The 13,530-nt window shown below is 44.8% G+C and carries 10 protein-coding genes and 2 tRNA genes; 6 read left to right on the forward strand and 6 right to left on the reverse strand.

The features are described 5' to 3' along the window. Nucleotides 1-23: 23 nt before the first annotated feature. Nucleotides 24-1,709: a hypothetical protein gene (locus tag U0R10_RS07040; protein ID WP_377983254.1), complete on the reverse strand. Its 1,686-nt coding sequence runs from the start codon at nucleotides 1,707-1,709 to the stop codon at nucleotides 24-26. A gap of 237 nt (nucleotides 1,710-1,946) precedes the next feature. On the opposite strand from U0R10_RS07040, the gene tgt reads away from it, so the two are divergent. Then, nucleotides 1,947-3,080: a tRNA guanosine(34) transglycosylase Tgt gene (gene tgt / locus U0R10_RS07045; RefSeq protein WP_377983255.1), complete on the forward strand. Its 1,134-nt coding sequence runs from the start codon at nucleotides 1,947-1,949 to the stop codon at nucleotides 3,078-3,080. On the opposite strand, the gene U0R10_RS07050 is transcribed toward tgt, so the two are convergent. Further along, a complete protein-coding gene (locus tag U0R10_RS07050; RefSeq protein ID WP_377983256.1) occupies nucleotides 3,081-3,551 on the reverse strand; it encodes an Lrp/AsnC family transcriptional regulator in 471 nt (156 codons plus the stop codon). Nucleotides 3,552-3,650: 99 nt separating this feature from the next. Between U0R10_RS07050 and U0R10_RS07055 the strand changes: the two genes are divergently transcribed. From U0R10_RS07055 to U0R10_RS07070, 4 genes are all read left to right on the forward strand, one after another. Next, nucleotides 3,651-3,723 (forward strand) — tRNA-Gly (locus tag U0R10_RS07055). A gap of 45 nt (nucleotides 3,724-3,768) precedes the next feature. Beyond that, nucleotides 3,769-3,854, forward strand: a tRNA-Leu gene (locus tag U0R10_RS07060). 256 nt (nucleotides 3,855-4,110) lie between these two features. Next, entirely contained in the window at nucleotides 4,111-5,367 is a 1,257-nt protein-coding gene (locus tag U0R10_RS07065; protein ID WP_377983257.1) for a serine hydrolase domain-containing protein, read from the forward strand. 134 nt (nucleotides 5,368-5,501) lie between these two features. Further along, entirely contained in the window at nucleotides 5,502-6,503 is a 1,002-nt protein-coding gene (locus tag U0R10_RS07070; RefSeq protein ID WP_377983258.1) for a glycosyl transferase, read from the forward strand. On the opposite strand, the gene U0R10_RS07075 is transcribed toward U0R10_RS07070, so the two are convergent. Genes U0R10_RS07075 through U0R10_RS07090 form a run of 4 tightly spaced genes read right to left on the reverse strand, consistent with a single transcriptional unit; the run spans nucleotide 6,498 to nucleotide 12,649 of the window. Beyond that, nucleotides 6,498-8,108 carry an OmpA family protein gene (locus tag U0R10_RS07075; RefSeq protein WP_377983259.1) on the reverse strand — a complete coding sequence of 537 codons (1,611 nt, stop codon included), beginning with the start codon at nucleotides 8,106-8,108 and terminating at the stop codon, nucleotides 6,498-6,500. The two genes, U0R10_RS07070 and U0R10_RS07075, sit on opposite strands and share 6 nt — an antisense overlap. Next, nucleotides 8,090-8,671 (reverse strand): LOG family protein, encoded by a 582-nt coding sequence (locus U0R10_RS07080; protein WP_377983260.1) that lies wholly within the window; start codon nucleotides 8,669-8,671, stop codon nucleotides 8,090-8,092. The genes U0R10_RS07075 and U0R10_RS07080 overlap by 19 nt, the downstream gene beginning before the upstream one ends. After that, complete coding sequence (locus U0R10_RS07085) at nucleotides 8,664-9,539, reverse strand: TIGR01777 family oxidoreductase (protein ID WP_377983261.1); 876 nt, start codon at nucleotides 9,537-9,539, stop codon at nucleotides 8,664-8,666. Before U0R10_RS07085 ends, U0R10_RS07080 begins: the two co-directional genes overlap by 8 nt. Then, nucleotides 9,539-12,649: a glycoside hydrolase family 3 N-terminal domain-containing protein gene (locus U0R10_RS07090; RefSeq protein ID WP_377983262.1), complete on the reverse strand. Its 3,111-nt coding sequence runs from the start codon at nucleotides 12,647-12,649 to the stop codon at nucleotides 9,539-9,541. The genes U0R10_RS07085 and U0R10_RS07090 overlap by 1 nt, the downstream gene beginning before the upstream one ends. A 105-nt stretch (nucleotides 12,650-12,754) precedes the next feature. On the opposite strand from U0R10_RS07090, the gene tpiA reads away from it, so the two are divergent. Next, nucleotides 12,755-13,516 (forward strand): triose-phosphate isomerase, encoded by a 762-nt coding sequence (gene tpiA, locus U0R10_RS07095; RefSeq protein WP_377983263.1) that lies wholly within the window; start codon nucleotides 12,755-12,757, stop codon nucleotides 13,514-13,516. The last annotated feature ends 14 nt before the right edge of the window (nucleotides 13,517-13,530 follow it).

Raw genomic sequence — 13,530 nt, forward strand, 5'->3', positions numbered from 1 at the left:
TTTCCCTGCGGACTAATCTTTAACTACTGAATAACTAGGTAGTAATTCGATTGCCACATTTTTTGGGCATTGGCATCTGCTAGGTAGAAACGGTATTTTCCTGGAGGCATATTGGCCACCTGAAATTTATAACTCACGACTACCTCACTAAACCAGGCCAGGTGTGGGTAGTTGGTGAAAACACGATACTGCCCTTCCGTAGGATGGGCAACCCCTTTTTCATTGACAAGTACGCCATAATATTCATGACGTAACAAGGGAGATTCGTCAATTTGAAGATGAAAAACACCATTTTTTTGTCCGGTAATATCAAATTTTTCTCCTTCTTTTTGGGTAGGCCACGTGCTTAAGGCGAGTAATTTTTCAAGGTAATTGGGCGGAAAATACGACGATTCCTTGATTAAGGCATTGATTTTAGCGGTTATCCCAAATTGCTTATCTTCTTTAATGCCAAATCCGAGTCCGTAATGATTGGTTGTCAAATTGTATAATCCCGCAACACGTTGTTCATACCAAGCCTTAACGCGTGGCTGGTAGGAAATGATTGATACGGCCCAAAAAACAATGGCAAAAGCCAACGAACTATATACGTATACTTTGGTTGGTTTCAACAAAAGCCAAAGCAAATAAAGCAAGGTAATCGCGAGGAGCGAAAATATTTTATGATTACCTATCAGAAAAGAAAACAAGCCATTTTGGGTACGCAAGATGCTCAGCATAGCCACATTGCATAGGCAATAAATGAATGCCAAAATTAAAAATAAGTAGATATCAGCCGCACGGCGCGTTGGTTTATCTAGCGCATGAATTGGTTGTTTGTAAAATGGAATCATGTAGCGCTGAAAACCGTACCAAAGTCCCGTCAGGATGCCGATAAAAACCAATACTCCAGCCCAAAACGTAATGACAAGTCGGAATGGGTAACTATCCCCCTCCCAAAAATCAATGAAGCTTCCTAGTAAAATAAAGAACGCCTGGGGTGACTCTAGGGGATGTGCAAAAAAATACGTGAGCCCTTGAGCAATCAAATTGGAGGCTGGATTTTTGATAAAAAACAGGCTCATAAAAATACCACTTCCTAAGACCCAAAAACCTAGTGCTTTCCAATCACGTTTCAATACAAAAACGAAAGATGCGATTAACATAAAGAGTAGGCCGTCGGAATTGGATAAGCATGCCAGAAAAATGGCTAAAATCCCCATGAGCGTCCCTGATCGCTTTCCTTTCACCAAATAATAGATTCCGATAAGTCCAAAACCAATCACCAAATTGCGCTGAAAAGTCAGGATAAACCAAAAGATGGCGGTTGAACATTGCAGGTTCAAAAACAAGAAAGGAATTGGTAAAAAGAAATAAATCTTTTTGGCAGTTGGGGCAGGAATAACCTTCCAAAAGAGGTGGAAAAGTGGGATTAGGTACAGATATGTAAGAATAGAGAGCCACTTAAAATTAATCACTCCCCCAAAAAGTGAAAGTAACAACACACAAATTTTCAGTATGACAATCCGGTGTTCGTTATTTGGAAACCACACCATCTGAAAGCGTTGCTGCCAGTCCGGCGATAAATTCCAATTGTGTAAAAGGAGTACCGCTTCGATATCGTCTAGCCAAAAAATATTGGGGGTAAATCCATATAACATGCCAAAAAACAATCCGATTGGAAGTAGGGCAACTGCATATGGAAAAGCTTTAGAACGAGTGAGTGACATGCAGTTTTTATGGAATGATAAAATTACGTTATAACGGCTAGATATGAAAATATAATTATCTAGAGGTGAGAGGTAAGAGGTAAGAGGTAAGAAGTGAGAAGTAAGAGGTTAGCGGGACTGATGACTGGCTACTGACCACTGGCGACTAGTTACTGACTACCGCACCTTCGGACTATTTCCCTTCGGACTGACAACTAGTGACTAGCGACTTGCGACTATCTTTCGTACCTTTGCCGCATGAAATTTGACATTGAGACATTTGACCCAAACTCGAAGGCGCGTGCTGGTAAATTACACACGGATCACGGGGTGATTGAAACACCTATTTTTATGCCGGTGGGAACTGCGGGGACTGTCAAAGCAGTACATATTTCAGAATTAAGTGACCCAATTAATGCCCAAATCATTTTGGGAAATACCTACCATTTATACCTGCGTCCAGGATTAGATATCATTGAACAAGCAGGTGGTTTACATAAATTTAACGGGTGGAATAAGCCTATATTAACCGATTCGGGGGGATATCAAGTCTATTCATTAGCCGGAACCGGTCGTAAAATCCAAGAAGAAGGGGTCAAATTCAAGTCGCATGTAGACGGAAGCTCACACTTTTTCAGCCCGGAAGGTGTGATGGATATCCAGCGGACTATTGGCGCAGATATCATCATGGCGTTTGACGAATGCACCCCTTATCCGTGCACCTACGAATACGCGCGCAATTCGATGAACATGACCCATAGGTGGTTGGATCGTTGCATCACACGTTTCAATGAGACCGAGCCAAAGTACGGCTACGAGCAAACGCTTTTCCCGATTGTTCAAGGTAGCGTATACTCGGATTTACGAAAAATTTCAGCAGAATATATCGCATCAAAAGGAGCTTTTGGCAATGCTATTGGCGGATTATCGGTAGGAGAACCCATTGAAGATATGTACCAAATGGCCGATGAGGTTACGGATATTTTACCTAAAGACAAACCCCGCTATTTGATGGGTGTGGGTACGCCAGCGAATATCTTGGAAGGAATTGCGTTGGGCATTGACATGTTTGACTGCGTGATGCCTACGCGCAATGCACGCAACGGCATGATATTCACGAGTCAAGGGACGATTAATATTCGCAATGAAAAGTGGAAAAATGACTTTTCGGTGATTGATCCGCAATTTGCCGATGGACTACATGGGCAATACACGAAAGCTTACTTGCGGCATTTGATTCGCTGCGAAGAGATGCTTGGATCGATGATTGCGAGTGTTTGCAACCTCAGATTCTACCTTTGGATGGTGGGTGAAGCCCGCAAGGAGATTCAGGCAGGCACGTTTACGGCGTGGAAAAACCGCATGGTTCCGCAATTCAGTCAGCGCCTATAATCACGGAATAGGCAATACTTTACTTTCTTTAAAGCTAGACAAAATGACCATCGTGGATGTTGCCGCAACCTCCTCGATTTCGTTGATTTTCTCCAACATCAATTTTTGGTACGTCGATATATCCTTTGAAATAATCTTCAACATAAAGTCCCCAGAACCGGTCACATGGTGACATTCAATCACTTCCGGAATCAGGTTGATTTGTTGGACAAATGACTCCGTCACTTGCTTTTTATGTCCTGTTAGGGTTACTGTTACGAAGGTGCTTACGCCTAGGCCAACTTTATCTCTATCTACTTGAGCATGATAACTTTGAATGATTCCGAGCGACTCCAATTTCTTCACACGCTCCAGGGTTGGTGCCGGTGAAAGGCCTACTTCCTTGGATAATTGGGCATTCGTAATTTTCGCATTTTGCTGTAAAATCTCCAATAATTTATGGTCGATTTGGTCTAGTTTGTTGATGCTCATTTGTTGGTTTTAAAAGACAAAACTAAAGATTTTTTAAGGATTTTTTCGCTTCTCTCTTGCATAAATAACTTTAAGGTTCTACTTTTGTACCCACAAAACGCGAAAGTAGCTCAGCTGGTAGAGCGCGACCTTGCCAAGGTCGAGGTCGCGGGTTCGAACCCCGTCTTTCGCTCAAAACGAGAAGGCACCTCTAGGTGCTTTCAAGTTTTACAGGGCTGCCTGGGTGGTGGAACTGGTAGACACGCAGGACTTAAAATCCTGTGAGCCGAAACGCTCGTATGGGTTCGATTCCCATCCCAGGTACATAAATCGACGAAAACCTACTTAGGAAACTGAGTAGGTTTTTTGTTTATGGACGCTAGACTTTAGACGTTAGACGTTGGAAACTGGACACTGGCAAAATGCCGAGATCAGAAGTTTAACGAATCAGCGCGAAAAACCAAACCATCAAACGTCTAAAGTCCAACGTCTAACGTCTAACGTCTAATCTCCAGCATCCAATGTTTATTTGCAAGTCCCCCACACAATTGTTAGTTTGCGGTATATTTAACAACCACCCATGCGAATTCTCTTATTTTTCCTACTGAGCATTGCCAGTGCATCAGCCCAAATCCTCTCTCCTATTCAGAAGTCTCATCCACAAATGGATGATAAGCGTTTGGCCTTAATCGATTCAACGATGAACGAATACGTAGCCAAAGGGTGGTTGGCCGGCGCCGGAACACTCATCGTAAAAGACAATGCAGTCGTTTACTACAAAGGACATGGCTATTCAGATTTGGCGAATAAAAAACCGATGCCTGCCGATGCGATTTACCGCATTATGAGCCAAACAAAAGCCATCACGAGCTTTGGCATCATGCAATTATTCGAACAAGGTTTATTGCGTTTAGATCAACCCGTTGCCGATTTTATCCCCGAATACGAAAATCAAACGGTCTTAAAAGATTTCAATCCCGCAGATTCCAGCTACACCACCGAGCCCGCCAAACGTAAAATCACCATCCGCGACCTGCTCACACACCGCTCAGGCATCGACTACGCCGCAATCGGTTCCGATAAAATGAAAGCCATTTATGCCAAAGCCGGCATTCCTTCCGGTTTAGGAAATTTCAACTCGCAATTGCTCGATAAAATGAAGGCCTTAGGGCGTTTGCCGCTGGTGCACCAACCGGGTGAAAAATTCACGTATGGACTAAATACCGATTTACTGGGTTGCCTTATTGAGGTTATCTCTGGGAAAACATTGGAAGTATATTTCAACACGCAGATCTTTGAGCCACTGGGCATGAAGGATACGTATTTTACGGTTCCATTGGAAAAAGCAGCGCGTATGCCGAAGGTGTATACGGAAGATGCCAACAAGCAAATTATTCCATGGGCGCCTACTTTCCGGAACTTAGATCCAAACTATCCATTATTCCCGAAAGAATATTTTTCAGGCGGAGCAGGTTTATCATCAACCGCGTTTGATTATGCTATATTCCTTCAAATGTTGTTGAATGGTGGCGTTTACAATGGTAAACAATTACTAGGGCGCAGAACAGTTGAAGTCATGCTCAGCCCACAATACGACATCACAAACACAGAGAAAGATTTGTTCAGCTTAGGTTTCTCCTTAACCTCGAAAAAATCATCTTATTTAGGCATGCGTTCCGAAGGATCGTTTAGTTGGGGCGGCTATTATGGCACGACCTATTGGGCAGATCCCAAAGAGAAATTGATCGTACTCATCATGACGCAGCATAGCCCAAATTCTCATGGTGACTTGTCACAGAAAATCGAAAATATCATTTACGGTAGTTTAAAAAAATAAGGCTTGGCGACTGCCAGACTGCGCGCGGGGAAACGTTTTGCCGGGGCTGAAGAACCCGGCAGCGTAGTCGCAGCGCCAAAGCCCTACCGATTTCCAACTTACATTTCGTATTTTTGCAACTGATAATTTGACACATGCAAAAAATAGTCATCACCATTTGTTCCATTAACTACCTCGCACAGGCGAAAACACTTGGTGATTCCCTCCTCAAGCACAATCCAGATTATCAGTTTTTGATCGGCCTAGTGGACCGATTAGACCAGTCGGCCATCGAAAAAAGCCAGTTGCCCAACTACCCATTAATCGAATTACACACCATCGGAATTGAGGATTTGGACCAGATGTGTGCCAAATACAACATCACCGAACTGAATACCGCGGTCAAGCCATTCTTCCTTGAATATGTTTATGCGACGTACGCGGACGCGGAAATAGTGCATTATTTTGATCCAGACATCATTATTTACCAACCATTAACGGTGATTGAGGATGCACTGTCAACAAATAGTTTATTCCTAACCCCACACATCACGAGTCCATATCCGGACGAAAATAGACCGCAGGAACGCGATCACTTGAACACGGGTATTTTTAACCTAGGTTATTTAGGTACACGCCGCACGGAAAATACAGCAAAATTTTTGACCTGGTGGAAAGATCGACTGCGCGACCATTGTTATATTGACCTAGCGAACGGCATGTTCGTAGATCAAATTTGGGCCAATTTTGCCCCGGTATTTTACGATGATGTGCATGTGAGTAGACACCTTGGCCTAAACATGGCTTATTGGAATTTACATGAACGTAGCATTACAAACGACGAAGAACCCTACGAGATTAACGGAAATACGCCGCTAATCTTTTTCCATTTCTCAGGCTACTCCCCTGAAAAACCAAGTGAAATTTCGAAGTACCAAAACCGCTATACCTTCCAAGAAAAAGGCGATGTGGCCTCCTTATTCGATTTTTACGCACAAGCCCTGATAAAAAATGGGCACCATGAATACAAAAAATTCCCGTGCTATTACATCAAACCCGAAGTCGTGGCTCCGCGAAAACGCTTTCTGCGCGTGCGCAAATATGCGAGCATGCCATTCCGCTGGGTTGTAAATTTCATTGATCACGTGAAACTATAAGATCGCAAATTCCACCCGGCGATTTTGACTTCTACCCTCTTCCGTTTCATTGGAAACCTTCGGCTTCTTAGACCCATATCCCTTTGATTGAATACGCGTTTGTGCAACGCCGGCGGCCAATAAATACGCTTGAACTGCATCCGCACGTGCTTGCGATAATCGATCATTAATTAAATCCGTACCCGTATTATCCGTGTGCCCACTAATCTCAATGCGAAGACTCGGATTGTCTTGCATCACCTGCACCATCCGTTTCAACTCTGGGTCAGATTCCGGTGTCAAGGTCGCCTTGTTCAACTCGAAAAATAAGTTGTTTACCGTCATGGTTGACCCTTTAGCAATCGGCACCATCGTTAAATCACGGTCATCTAATTCCAAATAACGTCCCCGCATTTGGCTTAAATCCAAGTGCAAGGAACTCGGCAAAAATCCATCCGCCTTCGCCGTAATGCCATAGTTGATCCCGTAAGGCAAGACCAATTTATACTGCCCCGTAGAAGGATCAGGCGTGGCTTGGCCAATAATCTTTCCCGTTTTTAAATCCTCATACGCGACAGATGCTCCACCAGGCACCATGCCTGTGGAATTCAAAATTTTACCGGAAAGTAATACTACGGCCGACGATGTCTCCGATGACGCAATGCGTGGGCTCGACTTCACATCCTGTTGGATGATCGGCTCCTCTTTCGCCACCGCAGCAACGACCGGCTCCGGCTCCACCGCAATCCGAAAAATATCCTTCTTTCCCGTTTCAGTAGATGACAAAAAATACGCAAAATCACCTTTCGCAGATAACGTATAGTAAGCATCGTACGCTGGCGTATTCACCGGCGGTCCAATATTCACCGGCTTTCTCCACGATGTCCAGCCCTGACCCAAGCGCTTCGTCATGTAAATATCTTGACTACCCTGGCCACCCGGTCGGTCCGAAGAGAAATACATCGTCATCCCATCCGCCGCTAAAAAGGGTGTTGTTTCGGAGTATTCCGAGTTAATGGCATCCGACAATTTTTCAGGTTTGGTCCAACCACCCCCCTGCAAAAAACTCACATAAATATCATCGCGGTCACTTTTCTTCTTCTCCGAAAAAGCGAGCAAAAGCGTCTTCCCGTCCATCGACAAATAGGCGTACTCATTGAGCCCTTTACTCATCCGCTCGTAATTGGGAATGTTGATTTTCTCGGGAATGGACCAACCGCTAATCTGTTTCTTAGCTAAAGAAAATCCACGCGTTTCATAGTTGCCATTGACATAGGAACCTTTCAACAAGATGGTTTGGCCATCGGGCGAAATAGATAAAATAGTATTGTATTGATCGCGATTCAGCACATCCGGCATACGTCGCGCCGTGGACCACGCCTCACCTACACGTTCGCTATACCAGATATCCTGTGATCCCGCCACCGTCTCCGAACCCTGCGTTCCATACTTATTGGCTGGATGATTCTTCCTGCCAAAAAACAAAGTATTCCCATCAGGAGCCATCACCGGGTTTAATTCCGAGAAATCACTATTGATCGCAGAACCCAGATTCTCCGGTTTTTGCTGCGCGAAAATCGTGCTCGCACTCACTAAAATCACACAAATTATCCGCGATAAATCCATTTCTTTTCCATTTTTTCTGGCTCATAAGCCATCATCCAGTCGATTAATACATCTGGATCTTGTTCCACCTGCAAGGCTTCTAAATTAGGCACTTTCAAAAATCCCTCATCCACCATGTGCTGCATTTGAGCTAATAAATGGTCGTAATAGCCATTGGTATTCAGGATGGAAATCGGCATTTGGTGTAAATCTAATTGCTTCCAGGTCAACATCTCAAAGAGTTCATCCAACGTCCCAAATCCACCTGGCAAGGCGATTACCCCATCCGCGCGATTCGCCATCAATTGCTTGCGCGCATGCATGGATTCCGTGATAAAGCACTCCTGAATTCCCGTATGCTTGACTTCCCAAGGTTCCATAAACGAGGGAATTACACCCACACAATGACCGCCAATTTTTAAATATTCATCCGCCAGGACTCCCATAATTCCCACACTTCCTGCACCAAAAATCAATTCGCAATCATAGCGTTTCAACGCATGTACGAGGCGCTTTGCTTCCTGTTCATAAATCTCATTATGCCCCTTAGACGACCCACAATACACTAAAATTTTCTTAGACATGTACTAATTGTTTAATCGCTTCCGAGAAGCGCTTGTATGTAAACGTAAAACCAAGCTCGTTTTGTATTTTTTGAGACGAAACAAAATTTCCGCCCGTCACCAAACAAGCCATCTCACCTAATATCAGGCGTAACATGAAGGCCGGAACATGCGGCCACCAGACCGGTCGGTGTAACGCTCCTGCAATCTCCTGGGTCATCGCCGCATGCGTCAATGGTTCTGGTGCGACCGCATTATAAACACCAACTGCGCGTTCGTCCGTTAGCGCCTGCGCAAACATCCGGACTAAATCATCCCGATGAATCCACGATTGCCCTTGGTTTCCATCGCCTAATATAAAACCTGCAAACAAACGAATCGGTAAGGCTAATACCGGGAATATGCCCCCATCTCGCTCTATCACCAACCCAATTCGTAATTTTACCACACGTAATCCTGTTATTTCATCTACCGCATCTTCCCAGGCACGCGTACAATCCGCCAAAAAATCTGCGCCCGATTCGGTGGTTTCCACGCATGTTTTTTGGCCTGAATCCGCACCGTAATACCCGATTGCCGAAGCTGAAATTAAGGTATGCACCTGATGCTTTTCTGTTCGCAAGACACGCGCTAAAAGTCGGGTAGAATCCACGCGCGAAGCAATTAATTCTTTTTTACGCGCAGTGGTCCAACGTTTATCGGCAATGCCCGCACCCGCCAAATGAATAATCGCATCAATCCCGTCCAAGACACTTGGATCCATGGTTTGGTTCACCACATCCCAACCGGATTTACGCGACAAAATGCGCACTTCGTGACCAGCAGCTTGCAAGTATGATTGCAGTGCCTGTCCGATAAACCCGGTTCCTCCCGTGATGAGAACGTGCATTAATTTCCTTTTTTGATTGCCTGATAAATGACTTCATTAATGCCCGTCCGAATATTCGCATCCGAAATACGACTATTATTCCGAGTTGGGTACACGCGATTCGACAAGAATACATAGACAATATCATGCACGGGATCTACCCACGTATACGTTCCTGTAAATCCAGAGTGACCAAAGCTCTCTTGGCTAGCAGATTCCGCAGCAGAAATTCCTGGCTTTTTACGATCTGGCTTATCAAAACCAATACCGCGGCGTGCGTTTTCTTCCATCGAGAATGGATAGGAAGTCCACTGTTTAACTGTCTTTTCATCAATGAATTGCTTGCCGCCATAATAGCCTTTTTGCAAATACATTTGCATCAATTTCGCGAGGTCATTTGCATTACCAAACAAACCTGCGTGGCCACTAATCCCGTCTAAAAGCGCAGCACCTTCATCGTGAACTTTGCCATGGATCAAGGTTTTGCGGAACAGCGAATCATATTCAGTTGGCACAATACGTGCTAACGGAAAATGCTTTTCAGCCTGATAAACCAATGTCTTTGCCCCCAAAGGCTTATAAAAAGTATCCGACAAATAATTCGTCCACGTCTTTCCGGTCATGCGGGTGGAGATTTGCGGCAATAAATAATACGATAAATCTGAATACACATATTCCTTTTTGTCGCGTAGCGCAGAGCCTTTTATCGCCTCCGTAATCATGGCGCCCATGCTGCGGTGCGCCCATAAATTAGGTGCCACTTGCGTCGGATATTCTTCCGAAACGGCATAGGAAAGTGTGCGTGGTTTCCAGCGCGTCACCTCATTTTTCAGGTCGACGCACGTATCCCACATCACTTTTTGATTTTGTTTGATGCGCTTTAAGCGTTCCGCAGCATTCGATTTCAACACATATTTATTCACAAAAGCATCTGCATCGAACTGCTTGCGGTATTTTTTACTATGCAAAATCATGTTCGTGCTATCCACGTAATCTTGCCAAAACGGAATCCATGCCCGCAAACGTGCTTGGTGCGTCAAAATATCCAGGTATTTTAAGTCACTTTTATTGCTCGAATCGAACCCTGGAATTAAACTTCCCATCGTAGTTTGCACAGAGAATTTCCCTTCATCTTGCCACTTCATTAAAGCCGGCACAGAAGTTGAAATTTTCGTAATCGATGCCAAATCGAAAATGTCGCTGGTCTTCATCGGCTCTTTCGATTCATACGTTTGGGTACCAAAAGCCTTGTGGTAAATCACTTTCCCTTCTTTGGCAATCAGTACAACGGCGCCTGGAGCACCTTTGATATCGATGGCTTTTTGTGCCAACGAGTCTACTTTCCGATTCAGAAACTGGCTCGAAAGACCCACCGCTTCCGGAATAACTTGATACTGTAATCTGCCTAATGACGGCGTCATCACGCCCATCCCCGCTGGATACTCGGAAGATGCGCTTACCGGCAATTTGCCCTCTGCCGCAATCCCACCAAAAATCGCCATCGCCGCAGCTTCTTGTTGGGCAATTCCATCCTGATACGTTAAAACAAGACCAGCTGTCTTGTTCAAATTCTCAAATGACTTGAAGGTAAAGGGATTCGCAAAATGGGTATAAATGGCTTTTTCAGTAGCAAACCGACTGACCAATGCTTGAATCTTTGGTTTGATCGCGTAATTATTGACCGGCCGGTAAGAGATTCCATGTAGGCCAACAAGTACTACGTCCACATTTTTGAGTGCGTTTTCAACACGCGTAATGGTACTATCTGCCGAGTTTTCATCGAGGTAATAGTGGTCCATTTCCATGTAGTTTTGGGCCATCTTCTGGAATTCAGTTGGGAAAACGGATCCATAATTTGCTTTACCTATCGCTAGTGTGGCGATTTTAAGACTGTCTAGTGCTCTCAATGGGATCAGCCCCTTCGGATTTTTTAGCACCGTCACTGTTTTTTCAGCTAGGGTTCGCTTCAAAATCTCCGAATTGATTGGATTCAGGTCTTCAATCAACTGCTTGATTTGGGTAGGCTGATATTGATCAAGTCCAGCCCACGCTTTGGCATTTAATATTCTACGGACACGCACGTCTAATTCCGCTTCCGTAATTTCGCCGTCGGTGAGTGCTTTTTTAATCGCGTTAAACGCGGCAGGAACATCCACAAATGTTTCGAGGATGTCGTTCCCGGCTAGAAAAGCTTTCACGTTTGCTTGTCCTTCGGGGAACATTTTAGTAGCACCTTTCATGTCCATGGCGTCTGTGAAGACTAGTCCTTGGAATTTCAATTGATCTCTGAGCAATCCGGTGACAATCGGTTTAGACATCGTAGATGCCAAATTCGCCGTCGTATCGAGGGATGGAATGCTTAAATGGCCTACCATCACCCCTTGCAAACCTTTGTCGATAAGCTCTGCATAAGGAAATAATTCCAAGCTATCTAGGCGTGCGCGGTTATGCGTCAAAACCGGAATGTCGTAATGGGAATCAACGCCGGTATCGCCGTGTCCAGGAAAGTGTTTTGCCGACGTAATTATACCGCCCTTTTGAAGGCCCCGCATGTAGGCTAATGATTTCTGAGTGACTTGATTTCTATTTTCACCAAAAGACCGGAAGTTGATGACCGGATTATTCGGATTATTATTCACATCCACCACGGGCGCATAATTGATATGCACACCCATCCGTTTACACTGTTGGGCTATCTGAAAACCCATTTTCTCGATCAACGCATCATTGCCTTGCATCGCGCCAAGTGTCATTTGATAGGGATAGCGAACCGTCGAATCGAGGCGCATATTTAAACCCCATTCAAGGTCCATCCCGATGAAAAGGGGCACTTTGGACATGGCCTGAAGTTTATTGACAAGTCTGGCTTGAGTCGTTGGGTATCCTGCAAAAAGTACGAATCCGCCCACATGGTAATTGCGAACGATGTCAAAAAGTCGCGTAGTATCGTAAATGGGATTGGAATTTCCGCGGGGCATGAGCACTTGTCCGATTTTCTGGTCAACGCTTAATGAGGCCATGACGGAGTCTACCCATTTTGATTTCGTATGGGGGAAGAGGTCTTTTTGGCTGAAGGCGGGAATTGAAAATAGCAGGGAAAGGCAGGCTAATGCGGCAAAAAATCGTCTCATAGGTGTTGATTAGTCTGTGAAAATACGGAATGTTTGGGATTTTTTTCGCCGAATTTTCGCAAGCGAGAAAGGAATTGTATTTTTGACGCTTAATCTGATGAACGTATGAGAAAAAAAATTGTTGCTGGAAACTGGAAAATGAATAAAACGGCTGCTGAGGCGTTCGTTTTGGCTACTGAGGTAGCTCAATTAGTGAAGTCGGACGTTCCGGCGGACGTACAAGTGATTATGGCGACGCCGGCCTTGTACTTAACAGGTGTTTCTCAAGTCGTTGAGGGCATGTCAAATTTAGACGTTGCGGCACAAAACTGTCACGAAAAAGCTTCTGGAGCCTACACAGGTGAGATTTCAGCGGTGCAATTAGCATCCGCTGCGATTCCTTATGTATTAATTGGTCACTCGGAGCGTCGTGAATATTTTGCGGAATCGAATGAGCAGTTGGCTGCTAAAGTAGATGCTGCTTTAGCCAACGGCATCACACCTATTTTCTGCTGCGGCGAGAGTTTATCATTGCGTGAGGGTGGTGATTTCTTAGCGTTTGTAGCGGATCAATTAACGGCAAGTTTATTTCATTTGTCGGCAGAGGAATTCGGAAAAGTAGTCATTGCTTACGAGCCTATTTGGGCGATTGGAACTGGCTTAACGGCTTCGGCTGGGCAGGCACAAGAGATGCATGCACATTTACGTGTACATATTGCTGCCAAATACGGCGCTACTGTCGCGGATGATTGTTCCATTTTATATGGTGGATCTTGTAATGCGAAGAATGCGCAAGAGATCTTTGCGGGTCCAGATGTGGATGGCGGCTTGATCGGTGGTGCTTCCTTGATCGCGGCGGATTTCATTACAATCGCCAAATCGTTTTAACTAGATGCTGCCGG

The organism is Aquirufa avitistagni, from assembly GCF_042715545.1.
In the GTDB taxonomy this organism is placed as follows: Bacteria; Bacteroidota; Bacteroidia; order Cytophagales; family Spirosomataceae; genus Aquirufa; species Aquirufa avitistagni.